Genomic DNA, 22,974 nt, shown 5'->3' on the forward strand with positions numbered 1-22,974 from the left:
AAACAAAAAAAAGAAGTTAAATTTTACTATTTTTGGGGATTAGTCAAAACACACAAAATCCTATATATATTTTGAGTAACGAAAAACAAACACGGAAAGAAATCATTGACAACCGCTTAAAACAAGCAGGTTGGAATATCAATGACCGTACTCAAGTAATTGAAGAGTTTTTTATTACAAAAGAAAATAATGTGGTTAATGAGCCAATAAGTACTTACAATTCGGAGTTTAGTGATTATGTGTTATTAGGTAAAGACGGTAAAGCACTAGCTGTAGTTGAAGCCAAAAAATCTTCTGTTGATGCTAGAATTGGCGAAGAACAAGCCAAACAATATGCGATGAACATTCAAAAGCAATTCAATTGTGAATTACCTTTTTGTATGTACACCAATGGAAATGACATTTACTTTTGGGATATTAACAACTATGCACCAAGAAAAATATTTGCTTTTCCTACGCGTTCTGATTTGGAACGTATGGCATTTATTCGTAAAAATCAAAGGCCATTAGCGGATGAATTAATAAATACCAATATTGCAGGAAGACCTTATCAAATCCAAGCTATTCGTGCTGTATTTGAAGCTATGGAAGAAAGAAAGCGAAAGTTTCTTTTGATTATGGCTACTGGAACTGGAAAAACCAGAACTTGTATTGCAATGGTTGATGGCTTAATGCGTGCTGGTTGGATTTCGAGAGTATTGTTTTTAGTAGATAGAATTGCGTTAAGAGACCAAGCAATTGAAGCTTTCAAAGAAAATGCTCCTCAATATTCGGTTTGGCCACAAACTGGAGAAACTAAATTAGCGACAGATAGAAGAGTTTATGTTTCAACATATCCAACAATGCTAAACATAATCGAAAATGAAAAAGAGGGTTTATCTCCACACTTTTTCGATTTAATTGTGATTGACGAAAGCCACCGTTCTATTTATAACGTGTATCAAAATGTTTTAAATTATTTCAATACAATAATACTCGGATTAACAGCAACTCCAACAGATGCTATAGACCACAATACTTTTGAATTATTTGATTGCGAAGATGGTTTACCGACTTTTGCGTATACATTTGAAGAAGCCGTAAATAATATTCCTCCTTACTTATCCAATTTTGAGGTAATGAAATTGACCACTAAATTTCAACAAGAAGGAATTCATTTAAGTTCCATAAGCGAAGACGACCAAAAGAAATTATTAGCTGAAGGCAAAGATCCAATTGAAATAAACTTTGAAGGCACAGATATTGAAAAAGCAGTAACTAACAAAGGTACAAATGCATTAATTGTTCGTGAGTTTTGGGAAGAAAGTATAAAAGACCCAAATGGTGTATTGCCCGGGAAAACAATATTCTTTTGTATGACAATGAAACACGCACGAAGAATAAAAGAGGTTTTTGACCAATTTTATCCACAAGGTGCTGGCGAAATTGCAAAGGTAATTGTTTCAGACGACCCAAGAGTTTACGGAAAAGGTGGTTTGTTAGACCAATTCAAAAATAACGATTTCCCACGGATTGCCATTAGCGTTGATATGTTAGATACTGGTATTGATGTACCAGAATTAGTCAATTTAGTTTTTGCAAAACCTGTTTTCTCCTATACCAAATTTTGGCAAATGATTGGTAGAGGAACAAGAGTTTTAAATGCTAATCAACGTAAAAGTTGGTGTCACGAAAAAGATAAATTCCTTGTGATTGATTGTTGGGATAATTTCGAATATTTTAAGTTAAATCCAAAAGGAAAGGAAAACAAATCTCAAATAGCTTTGCCAGTGCGTCTGTTTAAAATGCGTTTGGAAAAACTAGTTTTAGCTATTGAAAAACATTCAGAAGTAGCAGAAATCGAAAAATTAGAGTTAGAAAAACTACTAAATGCTTTACCTAAAAACAATGTTGTTGTTCAAGATAATTTAACCGATTTAGAAAAAGTTTTAATACCTAATTTTTGGTATGACTTAAGCGAAGATAAATTAGAATTTCTTGACCAAACCATTGCACCGATTATGAGAGCTTTATCTTCAGTTGATTTTAAAGCGATGCGTTTTGAAAAAGACATCGTAGAATTTTCATTAGCGCAACTCAAAAACGAACCGCAAGACATTGAAAATTTAAAAGAACTAATTGTTTCTCAAATAACAGAATTACCTTTAAATATTGGAATAGTAGCCAAAGAAAAAACAACCATAAACAAAGCATTAAAGAACAGTTTTTGGATAAATACTACCGAAGCTGATTTACAAGTAGTCATTAATAAAATTGCTCCGTTAATGCGTTTTCGTCAACGCTTTGATGGTGGAGACGAACAAGAAAGTCTAAACCTTAAGGATGTGACTTACAAAAAAGAAATGGTAGAATTTGGACCCGAAAATGAGTTAGTAAGTGTAAGCCGATACAAAGAAATGGTTGAAGTTATGGTGCAAGAGCTTGCAGACCAAAATCCAATTTTACAAAAGATAAAACAAGGGCAGAATATTTCATCCGAGGAGTTAGAAACATTAGCTCAAATGATGAATGAAAAAGACCCATTTGTAACCGAAAAACTGCTGCAAAGAGTTTATGGCAACCAACACGCCAAGTTTTTACAATTCATTAAACACATACTACAGGTTGAAGTAATACATTCTTTTGAAGAAACCGTAACTTTGGCTTTTGATAGTTTTATAAAAGAACACAACAGGCTTTCAAACAATCAAATTGAGTTTATGAAAGTGCTCAAAAAATTTCTGATTGACAAAGGCAGAATAGAAAAAAAGGATTTAATCAATCCGCCATTTACACAATTACATCCGCAAGGTATAATGGGTGTTTTCTCTCCTAAAGAAATTGAAGAAATCATTACTATTATTCAAAAAGTTGCAGCTTAAGACCAAATATCCTAATTCATAATAAAACAAACAATGTTATCAAACGACTTAAAATCAAAAATCAATAAACTTTGGGACAAATTCTGGAGCAGAGGAATTTCAAATCCAATTGATGCTATTACTCAAATCTCGTATTTGCTATTTATGCGTAGATTAGATGATACCGATTTATTAAATAAAGCAAATGCAGATTTCACAGGATTAGAATACAATACAATCTTTAGAGCAGTTAAAAAAGATGTAAATAATGAAGATGTAAAAGACGATAATGGCAATTTAGTTTATGAGGTTATGGATGAATGTCGTTGGTCTCATTTTTCAAAACTAGATCCTGATACAATGTTAAAAACGGTTGCTGAAAAAGCATTCCCTTTTATCAAAACTATTAATGACCCATCGCAACCATATACCAGATATATGAAAGATGCAATCTTTATTATCAATAATTCTGCTTTATTAGATGAAGCAGTAAAAGCGATTGATGAAATTTATGAAGACATAAAAATCCAACAAGATGCTGGGCAACAGTTTCAAGATACACAAGGAGATGTTTATGAGTATTTAATTAATGAAATTGGTTCAGCAGGAAAGAACGGTCAATTTAGAACGCCAAGACACTTAATTCAGTTTATGTGTGAAATCATTGACCCAGACTGGACAGACAAAATTTGTGACCCAGCTTGTGGCACAGGTGGTTTCTTGGTTGGTGCATACCAACACATTTTAACTAAATACAGCAGTCCAGATGAAATCACCGAAGATGAAAACGGATTAAAACGTTTTAAAAAATATGGTGGCGATACCATTTCAAGACAAGAAGTTTGGGATGATTTAAACCAAAAAGTTTTTTATGGATATGATGTTGACCAAACTATGGTGCGTATTGGGTTAATGAACTTAATGCTTCACGGAATAAAAATACCTCAAATTGAAAATACCGATACTTTATCTAAAATTTACGACCAACGATATGCCGATGGCGAATACTCGATTATTATGGCAAATCCTCCATTTACTGGAAGAATTGACAAAGGAGGAATGAGTGACAAGCTTAAAATTACAGGAACACAAAGTGAATTGTTGTTTTTAGTGCGTATTTCTAAAATGTTACGTTCTGGGGGTAAAGCAGCTGTAATTATTCCCGAAGGTGTTCTATATGGTGGCAGTAAGGCTCAAAAACAAACCCGAGAAATATTACTTAAAGACAACCAACTCGAAGCAGTAATTTCTTTACCAAGCGGAGCTTTTAAACCCTATACAGGTGTAAAAACCGCTATATTAGTGTTTACCAAAGTAGAAGAAGATAGCCCAACGTGGCATACCGAAAAAGTATGGTTTTATGAATTGGCAAACGATGGTTATAGTTTAGATGATAATAGAAGAAAACTTAGCGAAAATCCTTTGCCTATTGCCGTTGATGCCTATCAAAACAGAGCTACCAACACACCCATAGAACGTAAAAACCATTTTTTTGTGGAAATAGACGAGATTAAAAATAACGATCTGGATTTAAGCTACAATCGCTACCGTGAGTTTGAATACGAAGAACAAACTTATGAAGCACCACAAGACATTTTAAAAGAATTATTTATCCTTGAAGAAGAAATCAGAATTGAAATGGAAGAACTTAAAAACTTGATTGAATAATGAAAAGTTTGTTGAAAGAATTTTCCAGTATACATTCTGGTAATTCAGCACCCGATAAGTCTTTATTTTCAAAAAAAGGAAAACCATTCATAAGAGCTAGAAGTTTAGAGTTTTTAGTAAGAGGGTTGCCTTTAGAAGATTGTGAAAGAATTGATGATTTAATTGCAAAAGAAAAAGGATTAAAATTATACCCTAAAAATTCAATAATTTTTGCAAAAAGTGGTATGTCCTCAAAAATGGGAAGAGTTTATATTTTACCATCAGAGGCATACATAGTAAGCCATTTAGCAATAATAATCGTTGATGAAAATATTGTTAATCCTTTATTTATCAAATATTATTTTTCATATAGACCACCTTTCCATTTAATAAAAGATGATGCTTATCCATCAATTAGTTTAAAAGACATTGGTAATATTGAGATTTCAATTCCTAAAGCAGAAATACAAGATAGAATTATAGCCATATTAGAAAAAGGTAAATATTTAAGAGAAAAAAGAGAAAAAAGTATTTTACTATTTGAAAAACTGTTACGTGCTACTTTTTTAAATATGTTTGGGGATCCAGTTCAAAATGAAAGAAAATGGAACAAAAAACAATTAAAAGAATTTGGAGAAATAATAACAGGAAATACACCTCCAAGAGCTAATAAAGAATTTTATAATGATAATTTTATTGAATGGATAAAAACAAATAACATTATCAGGGAAAGTTTGTTTTTATCAAAAGCTGAAGAATATTTATCTGAAAAAGGATTTAAAGTTTCTCGATATGTTAACGAAAATGCATTATTGGTAACCTGTATTGCAGGTAGTTTAAGTTCAATTGGTAGGTCAGCAATTTCAGATAGAAAAGTAGCATTTAATCAACAAATTAATGCAATTGTTCCAAATAAAGAAGTGTCTGTCTATTTTTTGTATTGGATGATAAAAATTTCAGATGAATATATTCATTCTTTTGCTACAAAAGGGATGAAAAGACTAATTACAAAAGGTGTATTTGAACAAATTGAGTTTATAAAACCTGATTATAATCTTCAAAAGGATTTTGAAAAAGTTGCAATAAATGCAAATAATTTATTGTCAAAATTAATGCAATCAAAAACCCAATTAGAAAACTTATTAAACGGTTTGTCTCAAAGTGCTTTTAATGGAGATTTAGAATTTAATACTGCGGTTGATTTAGAAGTTTTATTAGAAAATAATTATTCCTATTTTAAAGATAATGCCGATAAAAAAGCAATACAATTGTTACTGGATAGATTGGATAAAAACGAATTAAACGAAAATAAATTTTATGAAGAACACTTGTATGACAAAGCTAAAAGTTTTGTTTTTGAATTATTAAAAGACGAAAAAATAAAACAAGTGTATGAAAAAGAACAAGTAAAACTGGTAGTAATTTGAAACTCTTAAAACTAACCTTAAACGCACCATTCAACAGCTTACAAGCTGGCTTTGAAATAAACTTTCATCCTTTGAAAGACAGACAAGCTATGGAAGATTTTCGTCCGTTTTGCTTTGCTGGGCTTAATGGTAGCGGTAAGAGCAATGTTTTAGAAGCGTTATCCTCTATTTTTTATCATTTAGAATTTTGCGTCGCGCGTTACAAGCCTGCAAATTTTGAAAAACATTTCGATAGAAAAGTCAGCAAACCTGATGCTTTCAAGTTAGAATATCTAATTGGTCAACATAGTCGTAAAAGGTATACATATGAATATTTTGATAAAGTTACTATTATAAAAGAAATTGGGGAAGAACCAAGAATGTATATTGAACCCTATCCATTTCAAGATGAGCCTTCAGAGATTGAAGAAATTTCATTAGTACCATCTAAAAGTAATGACAATAATATTGCAGCCGAAGGAAAACGATATTTACCAGCCCACATTATAGCCTATTCATCTGGCGAAAATGAAATATTAAGCTTGCCTTTTATTAAAAGTCGATTAGTTCATTTAGACGAGTTCAAACAAGCTACTAAAGACAATTATAGCAAGTACGAAGAACCTGAAAATAGTTTGATTTATATTGATAATAATATGAGCCAAGCTGTGCTTTTAGCTTGTTTATTATTTGAAAAAGAAGACACATTAAAACCTTTAAGGGATGAAGTTGGCATTTTAGGGTTACGAAGTTTTAGAATGAATATCAATCTACACGATTTTGATTTTATAGACAATAAAGGAAAAGCATACAAAGAACCTATTATTAGTTTATTAGAACACGACCAAATCAATAGATTAAAACGTTGTGCTACTTCGTGGTACGGTAATGATAAAAAATTATGTTTGGATTTCTATGTAACTCCAGCTACTATAGACGCATTTCAAGACCAATTTAGAAATTCATTAGAATTATTTCAATTATTTCAATTATTGTATGAGCTAAATGCCCATTTTATCAATGAAAATATTGTAGAGGATGTTTATCAATCCAAAGGGTTTTATACAGATGGAAAATTGCCAGTAGGAAGTCCAGATGAAAATGTTTTTTACTTTTTAGATTATTATATAACCAAACAAAATAAAGAAACAGGAGAAATAAACGATTTATTATTACGTAATTTTTCTGATGGAGAACATCAATTTTTACATACAATGGGTATTTGTTTATTGCTTAAAGACAAACGAGCTTTATTACTATTAGATGAACCCGAAACACATTTCAACCCTAGTTGGAGAGCCAAATTTATTAAGGTTTTAAACGACAGTATTACTCTAGGAAACTATCAAGACCATCCTAATGGTTTTTTCAATTTGCATCCCTTAAAAGACGTTGTACTTACATCACATTCTCCTTTCATTATATCAGATTGTATGCCTGATAATGTTATAGTATTTTCAAAAAAAGACGGAAAAACTATAGCACAAAAAGTTTCAGAATTAGAAAGACCTTTCAACACGTATGGTACTTCTGTAGAAATAATACTAAACGAATTATTCGATTACGACCAATCTATTGGCGATTTATCAAATTCAGAATTAGAAGAGATTGACTTTACTAAAATAAAAACTCCTGGAGATGTTGAAAAAGCAAAATTCAAATTAAGAAGATTGGGTAGTTCAATTGAAAAAGATGAAGTTTTGGCAAGACTAAACAGAATATTAAAACCATTGCAATAATGTTAAGAGTTTATCAGCCAATAACTAGCCATCCAATTTATACATTACATTCTCAATTAGAACATTTAGTATGTGAGGTTTGGTGTAATGCTAATGCAACACCTTGTGAAAACTTATTACAACCAAGTTTTAGAATAATTTATAATGCTTATTCTTGGTTAAAAACTGACATTGATACCATTTATGCTAAATGTGTTCCTTTAACAGTTCCCGAACGAGAATTAATCAGAACAGCTTTTAATGTTAATAATAGAATTGAAGAATTATGTAATGGTACTATAACTCCAGTTTATTTGAATGCTTTACCAGATGTTGTAAAAAACGATATGAAACCTTTGTTAGTTAAATTTTATAATAACTTACTTGATTTAGCACAGGTTGCGGGCAACAAATTACAATATTACAATCAATTAGTAACAACTAGTAAATTTTCAACTTGTCCGTGTTGTGGTCTCTCACCAATAGAAAGCGCAGAAACACATTACAGAGAAGATAATGACCACTATTTGCCAAAAGCTGATTTTCCATTTGCTTCGGTTAATTTTAAAAACCTTGTACCGTTATGCGGTAAATGCAACAAAAAATGTAAAGGTTCTAAAAACCCAATTGAAGCAGGTAGAAGAGCATTTTTTCCTTACAACTTAACTCCTTATGCCATTGAAGTAAGAATGCAGCTTGTAAATAATTCTGATATAAATTTTGAAGCATTACGAAATCAAGATATAGCAATAAACTTTATAGGTGATGCTCCTAAAATTTCAACTTGGGATTGGGTTTTCGAAATAGAAGAAAGATATAATGAAGAGGTTCGTAAATTTTCAAAAACCGAGTTAAGAATTTTAGCAAATCGTAAAAGAATTAGAAACAGAGAGGTTACATATTCTGATATAATTGATGAAGAAATAATAAATTTTGAAATTGACAAATATGAAGATCGTAAATTTTTAAAAATTTCTTTTTATGAAGCCATAAAAAACAGACCCGACTGGATGGCTGTTTATGAATAGTAAATTATGAAAAACACCTATAACTTAACAGGAAACGCAGGAGAATATTTTGTTTGTTCAGAATTAAGCAAACTCAATATATTGCCATTATTAACCCCAAAAAACAATCCTTTGTTTGATATTATTGCAACAAATAATGAGGGCTCAAAACACGTTGCTATACAAGTTAAAACAATGGGGTTGAAAAACGAACAAGGTTGGAAGTTAAGCACGGGCATAACTACAAGAAAAAACAATCCTAATTTATTTCTAGCATTAGTAAACCTAAAAACAAATGCACCAAATGAATTTTACTTATATCAATACGATGATTTTGTAGATAGAGTAAATGAAACGTACATCAATTATATCGACAAACCACACTCAAGAACAGGAGAAGCAAAGAAAGATGTAAAGTTCAGATGGTTTAACTTTTCAGACTTCAACGAAGATGATAAATCAAGAAAAAATGATTGGACTTTGATAATAAATCAGTTATAAAGCACAAACAGTATTTAATAATATTGTAACTTATAATGATGTTTTACGTATAAGAATAGAAGCAAATAATAAAGAAACTATTATTTAAAATTATGCTAAATAATGTAATGATAGTTAATTAGTTGCTAATAGAGATACAACATATATATCAAATAATATATATTTGCATCATTAAATTAAATCAATTATGGCAATTGCAATCAAATCAATACCTGTTTTAAGAGATAGAGTGGCACAAGCTTTTACTGCAACAGTTACTGTAAATACTGCAAAAAAATCTACTGTAGATTTTTCCAAGCAAGCCAGTGTTGCATCTAAAATTTTAGCTAAAGCTAAACTATAACCTAGTTTGGGTTTCCTACTCAACAATTGTACTTTTAAAGTTTACGATAGTGAACTCATTAATTCCTGTGAACCTTTCGATTGTGGTAATACCGATTTAAATGATTTCTTTAGAAACGATTCTTTAAATTATCATTCTGTTTTATTGGGAAAATCATACTGTTTTACTTTAGACGAAAATCCTAAAATTATTGTTTGTGCTTTTACTATTTCCAATGATAGTATAAAAACATTTTTGTTGCCCAATGCGCGTAAGAAGAAGGTAGTTAAAGATATTCCACGAGAGAAAACAATGAAATCTTATCCAGCAGTATTAATTGGACGCTTAGGTGTAAATACTAATTATCGTTTCATTGAAGGAGAAACTGAAAGAACAGGCAAACAATTAATGGATTTTATAAAGTCTTGGTTTATTGATGGAGCAAACAAAACAGGTTGTCGTTTCATTGTAGTTGATTCATATAATGATGTAGCTCCATTAAGGTATTATACAGAAAATGGTTTTGTTCCTTTGTTTGGTTCTGAAGAACAAGAAAAAGAATATACAGGACTTAAAATCGACTTAACCAAGAGACAAATATTTTGGAATAAGGTTAGAAGATTTTTAAAATTACCTCAAATACAAACTGACAAATTACACACTCGATTAATGTATTTTGATTTAATTATTCTTAAAAATAAATAAAATTACCTCATTCACCTGCACAAAAATCGCTCCTAGTCCAAGTATTCCTAGCATCAATGCTGCCGTTTGCTTCATTTCATTAATTCAAAATAGATAAAATATACTTTGTGTGAATATTGGAATAAATAGAAACAACTGCTAGTAACGGTGGTTTTGCGCTATTGGGGCAGTTGTGGTAAATAGTCGTTTTATCTTGTTTTTAAACTAATCAACAAAGCAGAAAGTACGCTGCTCTTAAATCCCCAACAGACGCAAAGCCAGCCGTTACTAGCAATTGTAAACCTCCGCATCACGTTTACGTTAAATACAACATTTATCTTTCCGCATAACTTCTTCCGAAACCAAACAGACGCAGACAATAGAACCGCATAAAAAGAAATAGGAAGTATTTTCATATTGACATTGTAAGTATAAAAATTGCTTTTAGTGTTTATTGTTTTTTTGGTTAAAGCAATTTTCTATACCCACAATCCCAATAGTGCCAGTAAGAGTATTCTTTTTTATTTGCCACAAAGCCCCAAGTCATTGGCTTTCCGTCTGCTTGATACCTAGCGTTTTCAGTACAATAATTGTAGTAACATTCAAGTTTTATCTTTCTATTTAAGTGCAGGCATCAAGCAGCCAAGAAAACCAATCAGAACATCCCAATAAGCAAATAAAAAAGAATACCCTTACTTCGAGCTTCTGCCAACGCACTAGGAAAGAGTTTTCATTGTTTTTTGAAGATGCCATAACATTTCCGAATAACATTTTGATAAAATAGAAAAACCTCATTTCGCAAGAACAATAAGGCATCCTCAAAAATCAAATTTGCCCACAAGAGTATAGTTTTTCATTTGCCAGAACCACAAAATATAAATCAACAATCCGATAAGCAAATAAAAAACTACACACTTGTTTCGCTACTGCCAGCGCACTAGGTAAGTTCAGTTGGGGAAATCTTCCATTTCCCCAAACCCCATAGGATGCAATTTTTTTCAGAAAGAATGCCACAAAATCTAAACTCCGATTGACGATATGCGGTAAGCATTCTTTCTAAAAAAAACAGCTCAAGTTGAAGTCTTATCCGAATGTTAATTGATTAATGGAAAGTTAAGGGCATACTTGGATTTTTTCTTTGGATAAAAAAACGATTTATTCTTTTTCTCTCTATAGATAGATATTCCGCACTTGTTTGCACCATTAGTCCTATATAAGTCGCCATTATAGACAAATTGATGCAAAACAAAAAACCCTCTCTTTCGAAAGGGTAATTGGTTTTAAAGTAGTAAACTTTACAAACTGATGGTCTTTTTTAGAACACTTCTTGAATTTTCATAGCATTACCTGCATTGAATAAATAGTAGTTCACTCCTACTTGCTGATAAAATTCAATCCCAATACTTCCCAAAACAGCAACATTAGTTGTTATTGTTGGAGCATCTGGCAAAGTTGCAACAACATCAATTAAAGTTGTTACTGCATCTACAGGTGTGTAAGGCGAATATGAAATGTTTGATGTTTCATTTAACATTGGTTCTGCTGGCTCATAAGCTCCAGTTGCAGGATTAAAAACAAAATCCGAGATTACTGATAAAGCATTGATAATTCTGAAATGTGTTGCACCTGATGGAATATTCAAGAAGTTCAAAGGATTAAATGCCGGAACACTTAAAGTACTTTCGTTTCTGTCGACGTTAGCCGTTAAAGTAAACGGAGCAGAAAAAATACCATTAAAGGAAATATTTCTATTGAAATCTAAACCTTTCAAATATTGTGGTTGTTGCGAAACCAAAACAGCTCTTTGACCTCTTGCCTCTGAACCATCCTCAATATTTATTTTTTTCATAATAGCAGTTAGTCTTCCTGTAAATTGACTATCTGTCATTTGTTTCATTAAAGCAGACAAACCAATTCTCACTGATTTACCAGCATTAGCACAAGCTGCAAACTCGGACATATTTTCACGAGTACGAATAAAGCCTGGTGCAGTTTTTACTTGCTCGGCAGTTGGACCACCTTTTAAACCTGCAAAGTAACCTTCATTACCTTTAATTTTGAAGTGACGAACTTCTCCTAACGTCCCAACATATTTAATATGTCCTTTTTGTTTTGCCATTTGTTGTGTGTTTTAGCAATTATACAATAATTTTTATTAAATTTACATTGTAATTAACTGATAAACAACAACTTAAATAAAGCAATATAATGCAATTAAATGCTAAAGAAACCACCATTACAAAAAGTCTGCTCAAAATTGTAAAATTTGTTGATGGAGATGGAATAATTTTGGAAGATATTGTATCAAAAAAAGAATTTGAAGTTCGTTTATATGGTATTGATGCACCAGAAATAAACTACTGTAAGAAGATTAAAAAAGACGAAATTGAATTACAAGTTCCAGCTGCTTTACTAATCAAACTTGGTTATTTATCATTTAACTTTTTAAAAGATCAAGTTAATTTGGGTGATGTTTGCACACTAGTACAGGAACAAAATAATTTAGTTGATAAATATGGAAGGCTTTTAGGCTATTTAATTCTAAATGACGGCAGAATATTAAACGAAATAATGATAAAAGAAGGCTATGCAAAGCCGTATAATGAAGTATTTTGTGAAATGCTCCCAATGTATCAAGAATGGAATTTACAAGCTAAAAACAGCTCAAAAGGATTATATTCAATAGTAAACAAATTTTAAATATTTTGTCTATATTTGTCCTGTATTTATTGATGTTCAGCCCATTTTGATGGCTATTTGTTGCCCAATCTTCGGCAACTATTGTAAATACTAAAACCTTCAAATATTGTATTGGAAAATAAACCAGTCAACTATTTTACACCCTTTTTAGGCGGACTTTTTATTGCTACTGTGGGTTGACTCATAAAGTAGGATAAAAAAATAAAAAGCGAAAACTAAAAAAACGAAACTTAGGATAATTTAATCATATCATTAAACCATTTAGCTAATAAAATGTCAAATACGGAAATAATGAAACTATGAAGACAATAGCCCTACTTTCTTTATTACTGATATCAATTTCTAGTTGTAGTAAAGATGATAATACGATTCCACCTACTCCATCAGAAACGATGTATTTCCCTTCTAATACTAATTCGACTTGGGAAACCAAATCAATTTCAAGTTTGAATTGGAATCAAAATGCCATCCAACCTTTGAAAGATTATCTTGCTCAAAAAAACACAAAATCATTTATGATACTTGTGAATGGTAGAATAGTTATGGAAGAATATTTTAATGGTCACAGCGCTTCTGCAGATTGGGAATGGAATAGTGCTGGTAAAACTTTAGTCGGCACAACAATAGGAGTCGCTCAACAAAATAATCTAGTGAATATTAACAATAAAGCATCCGATTATTTAGGTTTAGAATGGACAAGTATGCCTTTGGCAAAAGAAAATTTGATAACAGTGCGAAATCTATTGACAATGACATCAGGCAATGATGATACGAAACAATATGTTATTAAATCAAATTTGACCTATGTTGCTGATGCTGGAACCAGATGGGCTTATAGTAACATTTTTCAAAAACTAACCGATGTAGTTGCAAGTGCTAGTAACAAAACATTTGAAACCTATTTCAACGAAAAAATAAAGAACAAAATTGGAATGGATGGTTTTTGGAATTTCGGAACAATTTATACCATATATCACAGCACCACTAAAAGTATGGCAAGATTTGGACTTTTGGCATTGAACAAAGGAAAATGGAACAATGAACAAATAATTAATGAATCCTTTTTTAAGGAAAGTATAGCTACTTCTCAAAACATCAATCCTTCTTATGGTTACTTTTGGTGGCTCAATGGAAAAACCAATTATATGATTCCGGGCGAACAAACTGTTTATCAAGGCTATTTAGTTCCTAATGCTCCTTCCGATATGTATGCAGCTATGGGCGCAAAAGACCAACGCATTTATGTAATTCCAAGTAAAAAAATGGTAATCATCAGAATGGGTGATGCTTCTGACCCAGCAAATCCAAATTTTGCAGTGTCAGGTTTTGATAACGAACTATGGGGTAAAATTAATGCTTTGATAAATTAAAACAAAAACGTCCAAACGTCTGTGTAATTACAAACTCAATCCCCCTACTCTTTTTTTACCGCTTCTAATTTATCAGGAAATGCAGATTGTCCTTCGAGATTATTGATGATTAAGGAATCCACATTTTTACTTTCGACAGCATATTTAAAATAATCGGGTTTGTTCTTTCCCCATTGTACAGAGCAGTTTTGCAATTTTATACTTTCGGCAGCATCAAAATAAAAGCCAGAAGTGCTCCCTTTTACAAAACCATCAATATTAGAGGGGCGTCTATCGTAAATTCCTCCTGGATTACTGGTTGTTTTATCAATAAAAACGCCAACATTATCAAAAACAATATTGCTGATTTTGTCATTGGATTCGGCACTTACATAAACGCCATTTTCACCCGTACATTGAATATTAGAGAATAGAATATTGCTGATTTTACCCACTTTGCCTTCAGTAGCTCCTTTGGGGAAACGCCAATTGGCATCTTTGTGATTGCCTTTTGCACGACGATAAGCGGTAATATAAATGGGTTCTGCTTTCCCCCACCAAGTATCGGTAGTCAATCGACCTTCCACAATTATATTGGAAAAAATAACGTCACTCACGGTTCCTTCGTCCCTATTTTGAATTCCAAGTCCACGATTGCTATTTTTAATTATGCAATTATTGAACACGACTTGCCTAATAGCATCCATGTTCTCGGAACCAATTTTTATAGCACAACTACTACTAGTCATCGTGCAATTAGTAACGGTTATGTTTTCGCAAGCACCAAATTCTTCAAATTCTCTTCGGTTTTTTAGACAAATGCAATCGTCTCCGCTTTCGATATAACAATCACTAATTCGAACATTCTTAGAATGATCTAAATCAATGCCATCGCTATTTCGAACTTTCAAACTATTAAGCAAAGTTATCCCGCTAATTACCACATCGTTACAACCTATTAAGTGAACCGTCCAATAAGCTGAGTTTCCAATATGAATGTCTCTAATTCGAATGTTTTTTCCGCCAACAATAGTCAATACATGCGGTCTTGGATCCAGACCTACAAAAGGTTTCAACACATAAGAATCCGCCAATTCTTCGCCCATAAAAGAAATACCGTTTCCATCAATTTTACCCGTTCCGCTGATGCTAAAATTTTCTATATTTTCGCCCCCAATCCAAATCGTTCCTTCACCAGGATTGGAACGAAAAGCACTTTTGGTATATAATTTTTCGTCAGGACTCGCCAGTAGCTTTGCTCCTGCTTCGATATGCAAATCAATACCCGATTTCACGTCAAAAGGACCAGTCAAAAAGGTGAAAGGAGCAGGAATCAATACCCGACCACCCGTTTTACTACAAGCGTCTATTGCTTTTTGAATGGCAATGGCATCATTGGTTTTGCCATCACCTTTGGCTCCGTATTTTTTGACATCATATACTTTTTGCGCCACGGCAGTCAATGAAAGACAAAAAACGATTAAGGTAATTACAGATTTTTTCATCATTGGTTTTTATTTAATGAATTCTCGAAACTAAAGTTCAAGAAATTCTTTTGTTTACATTTTTCACACCCCGCTATTCACAGAGAAACCTCCATCTACGGTGATTTTTGTTCCAGAAACAAATTTGGAAGCATCACTCAATAGCCAAACCAAAGCTCCTGTCAGTTCTTCTGGATTTCCAAAACGGCTGAAAGGAGTATTTTGAAGAATCAAATTGCCTCTTTCGGTCAAACTTCCATCTTCGTTGGTCAATAAGGCTCTATTTTGCTCGGCCAAGAAAAAACCAGGCGCAATAGAATTCATTCTTATGGCATCGCCAAATCTATTTCCCAATTCCACAGCAAACCATTTGGTATAAGAATCGATGGCTGATTTTGCCAAACTATATCCCAATACCCTTGTTAATGCGTGATCGGCGGCAACGGACGAAATATTGACAATGCTACCTGTTCCACCATTTTTTATGACTTCGCCAAAAACTTGGGTCGGTAAAATGGTTCCAAACAAATTCAAGTTCATTACTTCTTGCAAAGCCGACATATTCAATTTAAAAATATCTTGATCTGGTTCAATGACAGCATCGGGTATGTTTCCACCAGCACCGTTGACTAATCCATCAATTTTACCGTATTTGGATAGTATTTTTTCACAGGCATTCATCAAGTCTTGTTCATTGGTTACATCAGCAATCAATGCAATGGCTTCCCCGCCTTGACTCACGATTGAGGCTACTCTTTCGTTGGCTATTTTTTCATTTCTTCCCACTACACCCACAATTCCACCTGCATCGGCAATGGCATTGACAAATGCTTCTCCCAATATTCCAGTAGCTCCAGTTACTACAATTACTTTTCCTTTTAATGAAAAATCGTTTTTCACAGTTTTTTATATTTAAATTTTTTACTAATTCAGTTTTCAAATATAAACTACTTCACTTGCAATTCATAAGTATTTGTTTTGATTCGTTTTTTCATTTTAAACTGCATTCTCATTTTAGTATTAATCCAAAATTTACCAAAAAACAGTGTATAAAGCAACCAATACACCACTAATGATGAATGAACCGATAATAAACTCAGACGATACTTTAAACATAGATTTATCGACTTCTATAATATGTGTTGTATGTTGCTGTTCGGATTCTGGTTTTAGGAGGCTAATTCCCATCATTATGAATACAATGGCAAAGAAACAAATCGTCATTCGGTCTAAAAAAGGATAATCTGGAAAAGCGCCATTAGTCCAAACTGGAAGGAACTTTAATACTGCTGCAATTGGCACAGTCAACAATGCTCCTGCAAGACCTGCGGAAGCTGTTGTTTTTTTCCAAAACATTCCCAACAAGAAAATAGCTAGCACTCCCGGCGAAAAGAAGCCCACATATTCTTGAATAAACTGATAGGCTTGATCCAAGGATTTTAATGCAGGAGCCACAAGTGCGGCAATAAACATTGCAATGATTACTGCCCATCTTCCAGTAATTACCAATTTTCTGTCGGATGCATTTTTATTAAAATACTTTTTATAAATGTCCAATGAAAAAATAGTCGAAATACTATTGGCTTTCCCAGCCAATGAAGCTACAATGGCTGCTGTCAATGCTGCCAAGGCTACTCCTTTTAATCCCGCAGGCAATAAATTCATCAAGGTTGGATAGGCTTGATCTGGTTTTATTACCCCAGCGGCATCAACCATTTCTTGTTGAAACATACCGTTTTGATGCATGACATACATAGCAATTCCAGGTAAAACAGCAATAACTGGAACCATCAATTTTAAAAAAGCAGCAAACAAAATACCTTTACGAGCCGTTTTTAAATCCGCTCCCAAAGCCCTTTGAACAATGTATTGATTGCAACCCCAATAAGCCAAATTGTTAATCAACATTCCGCCAATAATTACAGACATTCCTGGTAATTCAGCATAATGTGGATTCGATTTATCAAAAATCATATGCAAATGTCCGGGTGCTTCGTCGGCAATAATGGAAAGCCCTTTTAGAATGTCTTTTCCAAATCCAAAATGCTCTGATAATAAAGTCAACGATAAATAAGTGGTCACTAATCCTCCAATAATCAACACTATAACTTGAAAAATATCGGTATATCCTATTACTTTCATTCCTCCCAAAGTCACTATAATGGAAAACAAACTCAATCCCATTACACAAAATTCAAAGCTAACTGGAGCTATAGATGAAATCGCCAAAGCCCCCAAATAGATAATGGAAGTAAGATTGACAAACACATAAATCAACAACCAAATGATGGCCATTATAGTACTCACAGTATCATTGTATCTTTTTGCCAAAAATTGTGGCATCGTAAATATTCGGTTTTTAAGATATACAGGCAAAATAAATACGGCTACCAAAATTAAAGTAGCAGCGGCCATCCATTCGTAAGAAGCAATGGCCAATCCAAGTGCAAAACCAGAACCGCTCATTCCTATAAAATGCTCTGCCGAAATATTAGAAGCAATCAAAGATGCTCCAATCGCCCACCACGTAAGAGATCCTTCTGCCAAAAAATATTCTTGAGAACTTGTAGCTGCCTTTTTTTTGTGCTGATAAATATATATTCCGTAAGCAGTTACAAGCACGAAATAAATGAGAAAAACAACATAATCTGCTGATTGTAATACATTCATAATGGGTTGGTTTAGTTAATAGATTCAATTTTTGGTTTAGTTTTTGGTTTTATGTTTTTGGTAAACTTCTTTTATATTTTCAAGAACCATTTTCTCTTGTATAGAAAATAAAGTAAAACAAGTTGAATAAAAGTTACCGATACTGCTGCAAACACAGGTTGCCAAATCAGTGGCAAGAATGAAATGGCTCCTCCAAACACAAAATCGGCAGTGTGTTTGAAATTGACCAAGCCTTCCGAGGCCATATAAATTAAAATAGAATTGGAGCCAATTAATAGTAAAGGAAATGCCCATTTACGGAAACCCAACACATCAATTATCAGATAAAAAAAAGTGAAAAACAAAATGCTAAATCCACCCACAAAACACACGAAAGAACTGGTCCATAAACGTTTATTGATGGGAAAATCATAATGCCAAAGCGCTCCAATACCAATTAAAATAAGAGCTGAAGCAAGCATTATCAATATTTTTTCATTGGCCGAAAAGATATTTTTCCCTTTCAAAAATGTTCCCAAAAACATTCCTAATAAAGCTGTAGCAATAGCTGGAATAGTTGAAAACAAACCTTCTGGATCATAGACTTTACTGTGCAATCGTCCGGGTAAAAATTGCTGGTCGATATAGCTTGAAAACGAACCATCGGGCGTTAAAATACCAGCCCCAAAATTTGGGACTGGTACTAACTTCAAAACTAAATAATAACCAAACAAAATGCCTATAAACCAATACAGTTGTTTTCTTAAATCAAAATTCAAATAGATCAAACCTGCAAAAAACCAAGCCAATCCAATGCGTCCCAACACACTAGCAAAACGAGTTTGATCATAGCCGTCAAACCGCAATACCCCATTGACAACGCATCCTAGAAACAATAAAATACAAGTCCTTTTCAACATCGAAAGATATATTTTTTGTTTTTCTTTCGATGGTAATTCCATTGGAGTCTTTACACCTGCACTATTCATTTTTTTCTCAAAAGAATAAGGCATAGAAACCCCTGCCACGAATAGAAAAATGGGGAATATCATATCGTAAAACGTAATGCCATTCCAATCAGTATGATGCAATTGTGATGACATCCAGACAAAAACAGGAATTGGAGCAGCCTTTGCCAAAGCGTGAAAGATGTGTTCGCCACTCATAATCCAAAACATAACGAAACCTCTCAGTACATCCAAAGAAATTAGTCTTTCATTCGTAACAGTATTACTCATATCATATTGTTTATCAGCAGTTTTCTACTCTTTTTTGCTTTATAAAACTCCTTTTTTAATGCTATTTTTTATTGAAACATCAATTAGCATTAGGCATAAGTTGAGCAAGGATGATTGCATCTGCCACAATCTCCAATTGATTTTAATCGATTTTTATATGGCTATTCTATTGGTTTTATGACAAATCCGTAACTGTATTCATTTTGCTTTAACAAATATTGCTCGTGCGGATATTGTCCCCAGCTATTGTCTCCTCCTAATCCTCGTTGAGCCAAATCAACACAAACCACAACTTCATTTCTTGGCGTAATGTCGCTCAAATGTTGGTTCTTTTTGGATAATCCCGGATCAAAATCAGATGGATAATTATTCAAAGTACTCATGCACAAAGACTGTAATCCTTTAATTTCAATACCTTTTCCATTACTGCCTGAAAGTGTAAACCAACGAACATCTGTTTTATATCCATTTTCTTGTGGACGAGTGTAAGGCACATATTGGTCGGCTACTTTGCTCTTATAAATTCCTTTAAAGGCTGCTGAATTTCGGTCAGAATAATTTTCTAAAGGGCCTCTTCCGTAATAATCCAGATTTTCCAGCGAATTTTTCAGAGAAAAAATCATTCCAAAACGAGGCATATCCGGCAATGGATTAGTTCCTTTTTTATAAGAAGGCTTCACCTCTAAAGCCCCGTCATTACTCATTGCATATTGTATTGAATAGTCTGAAGCAACATCGTTAAGCCTCATTTTAGCAACTACATAATTTTTCCCATTTTCCTCAACCACTTGAATCGATTGTAAAGTGTAATTTGTGCCTGCTGATCGCCAAACATTGTTTCTCACTGGCATTTTGTTCCCAAAATCATTGTCTGTAGGCGCTCTCCAAAAATTAGGTTCAGGATATTGTTTGAAATATTCTTCTCCTTTTAAACTGTAATATGAAATCAATCCTGTTTTTTTGCTAATCTTAACCGTAACATTGGCGGCACTCAAAACAAACTCAACTTTCTCTTCATTGATTTTTGAAGAATTCGTTTCTTGATTTTTGGCAAAATAATTTCCGCTTTCAATAACAAATTGTTCTCTGGCAATTTCAAAATTTTGAGGTAACAACTCTGACCCTGTTTTAGTATAAGCAAAAACATTCAATAAATATTCCGTTCCCACTTTTGACTCTAATTTAGGCAAATCGATTGTAAATTGTTTTTTTGATTTCGGATTCAAAGCCACTGCTATTGTACCTTCTTTTATAACTTTTCCGTTTTCTAAAACTTGGTATTTGAAATTGTATTTATCTAAGTTGGTAAATCCAAAATCATTCGTGATTTGAATGATTCCTTTTTTGACATCAACCGTATTGAATAAAATATCTTGATAGACTTTTTTCACTTCAAAAGCCCCCGGATGTGGCGTTCTGTCTGGCCAAACCAGTCCGTTATGACAAAAATTCTCGTCGTTGGTGTAATTTTGGCTTCCTAAATCGCCACCGTATGCCCAATATTTGCGTCCGGCTTCATCTTTCATTTCGAATCCTTGATCTACCCAATCCCAAATAAAACCACCTTGCATATTTTTGCTGCCGCGAATAATATCCCAATATTCTTGAAAATTACCGCTGCTGTTGCCCATAGCGTGCGAGTACTCACACATAATAAATGGGCGACTTACTTCCTTGCGAGCCGCATATTCCTTCATATATTCAATACTTGGATACATTGGGCAAACAATATCAGTATTGGCATTTTCTTTGGATTGTTCGAACTGAACCAATCGTGTTTTGTCTCTATTTTTTATCCATTTGTAAGCATCATAAAAAACGGAGCCATTGGCACTTTCGTTCCCTAATGACCACAGAATTACCGATGGTGCATTTTTATCTCTTTCGACTAGACTATATATTCTGTCCATATGAGCTGCATGCCATTCTGGAAGATGACCCGGATTTGTTTTTGGATTCATCCAAATTAGAGGTTGTCCCTCTACTCCCATTCCGTGACTTTCGATATTGGCTTCGTCAACCAAAAAAATACCGTATTTATTACACAATTTCACCCACAAAACAGGCTCTGGATAATGACTGCAACGCACTGCATTGATATTCAGTTGTTTCATCATTTTGATGTCTTTCATCATCGTTGCTTCATCTTGATAATGCCCTGTTACTGGATTATGTTCGTGAATATTTACACCGTGCACCATTATTCGAACGCCGTTTACCAATAACTGTCCGCCTTTCAACTCTACTGTTAGAAATCCTATTTGAGTAGAAACGGTTTCAATCGTACTGTCTTTTTCGTTTTTTAATGTCAGTAACAAAGTATATAAATAAGGCGATTCATTGCTCCATAATTTGGGACTGGAAACATTTTGAGTGAAATTGATGGTTTGGATCTTGCCTGCAGAAGCATTTACTTTCAAAGCTTTAACAAAAATAGTTGCACCCGAAGCATCTACTAATTTTGCTTCTACCACTTGATTATTAATGGCCACAGAAGTCAGGTTTTTCAAATTGACTTCTACATTCAAACTTCCGTTTTTGTAGTTCGCATCTAAATTAGGTTTGGCAAAAAAATCAGCAATTCGAATGTCGTTCGTACTATACAAATACACATTTCTATCAATGCCTGAGAGTCTCCAGAAATCCTGATCTTCGAGATAGGAACCATCACTCCAACGATAGACTTCAACAGCCAAATCGTTTTTTCCAGCTTTTAGATATTGTGTAATGTCAAATTCAGCAGGACTTTTGGTGTTTTCTGTATAACCTACTTTTTGTCCGTTAACCCAAATGTACATCGCCGAAGTTCCTGCTTCAAAGTGAAGAAAAACGTGGCGTTTATTCCAATTATCGGGCAAAACAAAACTTCTTTTATAAGAACCAACAGGATTGTCGGAATGATTGATAAAAGGCGGATTTTTGTCGAAAGGATAGGTAATATTAGTATATATTGGAATGCCGTAACCGTTCAACTCCCAGTTAGACGGTACCTGAAGTTCTTTCCAATTGGTAGTACTGTAATCGAGTTTATAGAAATCTTTTGGACGTTGATCTGGTGTTGGAGCCCAAGAAAATTTCCATTTGCCATTCAATGAAAAATACCAAGGCGAACTAGTATAATTATCACTTATTGCCGATGCTTCGTCTGCATAGGGAAGAAATGCAGCTCGAGCTGGCTCACGATTAATCTGAAAAACTTCTGGGTTTTCCCAATCATTTCGTCTGCTATTTTCTTGTCCTAAAACAGTTGTCCCGCACATTGCAAACAGACACAATACTACTATTCTAATGTTGATTTTCTTCATTTAATTTTATCCTTTTATCTTTCAATGTCAATTTAACACCAAGTTTTTCCCGTTCCTTTGATTTTGAATGACAATGCTGTTGCATTGATTAATACACTACCATTCTCATTTTATATTAAAAGCC

Annotated in this window: 16 protein-coding genes; 10 read left to right on the forward strand and 6 right to left on the reverse strand. The window is 33.2% G+C overall.

The genetic code is table 11. The annotated features are described in order from the left end of the window. Nucleotides 1-71 precede the first annotated feature (71 nt). The 8 genes from C3L50_RS03340 (at nt 72) to C3L50_RS03370 (ending at nt 10,146) form a co-directional block, all read left to right on the forward strand. On the forward strand, nt 72-2,861 hold the full coding sequence (locus C3L50_RS03340) for a type I restriction endonuclease subunit R (RefSeq protein ID WP_103804735.1): 2,790 nt from the start codon (nt 72-74) through the stop codon (nt 2,859-2,861). 33 nt (nt 2,862-2,894) lie between these two features. Next, on the forward strand, nt 2,895-4,508 hold the full coding sequence (locus tag C3L50_RS03345; protein ID WP_103804736.1) for a type I restriction-modification system subunit M: 1,614 nt from the start codon (nt 2,895-2,897) through the stop codon (nt 4,506-4,508). Then, nucleotides 4,508-5,914, forward strand: coding sequence for a restriction endonuclease subunit S (locus tag C3L50_RS03350; RefSeq protein WP_103804737.1), 1,407 nt, complete (start codon nt 4,508-4,510; stop codon nt 5,912-5,914). Before C3L50_RS03345 ends, C3L50_RS03350 begins: the two co-directional genes overlap by 1 nt. Continuing rightward, on the forward strand, nt 5,911-7,632 hold the full coding sequence (locus C3L50_RS03355; protein ID WP_103804738.1) for a restriction system-associated AAA family ATPase: 1,722 nt from the start codon (nt 5,911-5,913) through the stop codon (nt 7,630-7,632). Before C3L50_RS03350 ends, C3L50_RS03355 begins: the two co-directional genes overlap by 4 nt. Then, nucleotides 7,632-8,639 (forward strand): hypothetical protein, encoded by a 1,008-nt coding sequence (locus C3L50_RS03360; protein WP_103804739.1) that lies wholly within the window; start codon nt 7,632-7,634, stop codon nt 8,637-8,639. The genes C3L50_RS03355 and C3L50_RS03360 overlap by 1 nt, the downstream gene beginning before the upstream one ends. A gap of 6 nt (nt 8,640-8,645) precedes the next feature. Beyond that, nucleotides 8,646-9,119: an aspartate-ammonia lyase gene (locus tag C3L50_RS03365; protein ID WP_103804740.1), complete on the forward strand. Its 474-nt coding sequence runs from the start codon at nt 8,646-8,648 to the stop codon at nt 9,117-9,119. A 187-nt stretch (nt 9,120-9,306) separates the two neighbouring features. Then, nucleotides 9,307-9,462 carry a hypothetical protein gene (locus C3L50_RS16265; RefSeq protein ID WP_165783964.1) on the forward strand — a complete coding sequence of 52 codons (156 nt, stop codon included), beginning with the start codon at nt 9,307-9,309 and terminating at the stop codon, nt 9,460-9,462. Between the two features lie 6 nt (nt 9,463-9,468). After that, nucleotides 9,469-10,146 (forward strand): N-acetyltransferase, encoded by a 678-nt coding sequence (locus tag C3L50_RS03370; protein WP_103804741.1) that lies wholly within the window; start codon nt 9,469-9,471, stop codon nt 10,144-10,146. Between the two features lie 1,294 nt (nt 10,147-11,440). Here the strand turns inward: C3L50_RS03370 and C3L50_RS03375 are convergent. Then, a complete protein-coding gene (locus tag C3L50_RS03375) occupies nt 11,441-12,244 on the reverse strand; it encodes a hypothetical protein (RefSeq protein ID WP_103804742.1) in 804 nt (267 codons plus the stop codon). Between the two features lie 89 nt (nt 12,245-12,333). Between C3L50_RS03375 and C3L50_RS03380 the strand changes: the two genes are divergently transcribed. Together C3L50_RS03380 and C3L50_RS03385 are read left to right on the forward strand one after the other, a co-directional pair. Beyond that, a complete protein-coding gene (locus tag C3L50_RS03380) occupies nt 12,334-12,825 on the forward strand; it encodes a thermonuclease family protein (protein WP_103804743.1) in 492 nt (163 codons plus the stop codon). 299 nt (nt 12,826-13,124) lie between these two features. Next, entirely contained in the window at nt 13,125-14,195 is a 1,071-nt protein-coding gene (locus C3L50_RS03385) for a serine hydrolase domain-containing protein (RefSeq protein ID WP_103804744.1), read from the forward strand. A 44-nt stretch (nt 14,196-14,239) separates the two neighbouring features. Here C3L50_RS03385 and C3L50_RS03390 read toward each other — a convergent pair whose 3' ends face one another. The 5 genes from C3L50_RS03390 to C3L50_RS03410 form a co-directional block, all read right to left on the reverse strand. Continuing rightward, nucleotides 14,240-15,682 carry a glycoside hydrolase family 28 protein gene (locus C3L50_RS03390; RefSeq protein ID WP_103804745.1) on the reverse strand — a complete coding sequence of 481 codons (1,443 nt, stop codon included), beginning with the start codon at nt 15,680-15,682 and terminating at the stop codon, nt 14,240-14,242. 60 nt (nt 15,683-15,742) lie between these two features. Further along, nucleotides 15,743-16,558 carry an SDR family oxidoreductase gene (locus C3L50_RS03395; protein WP_103804746.1) on the reverse strand — a complete coding sequence of 272 codons (816 nt, stop codon included), beginning with the start codon at nt 16,556-16,558 and terminating at the stop codon, nt 15,743-15,745. A gap of 132 nt (nt 16,559-16,690) precedes the next feature. Beyond that, the gene (locus C3L50_RS03400) at nt 16,691-18,328 is read right to left on the reverse strand and encodes a sodium/sugar symporter (RefSeq protein ID WP_103804747.1); all 1,638 of its coding nucleotides are present in this window, start codon (nt 18,326-18,328) and stop codon (nt 16,691-16,693) included. Nucleotides 18,329-18,399: 71 nt separating this feature from the next. Then, a complete protein-coding gene (locus C3L50_RS03405; RefSeq protein WP_103804748.1) occupies nt 18,400-19,545 on the reverse strand; it encodes an acyltransferase family protein in 1,146 nt (381 codons plus the stop codon). Nucleotides 19,546-19,706: 161 nt separating this feature from the next. Beyond that, nucleotides 19,707-22,850 carry a glycoside hydrolase family 2 TIM barrel-domain containing protein gene (locus C3L50_RS03410; RefSeq protein WP_103804749.1) on the reverse strand — a complete coding sequence of 1,048 codons (3,144 nt, stop codon included), beginning with the start codon at nt 22,848-22,850 and terminating at the stop codon, nt 19,707-19,709. Nucleotides 22,851-22,974: the final 124 nt, after the last annotated feature.

This window comes from Flavobacterium alvei, from assembly GCF_002920895.1.
GTDB lineage: Bacteria > Bacteroidota > Bacteroidia > Flavobacteriales > Flavobacteriaceae > Flavobacterium > Flavobacterium alvei.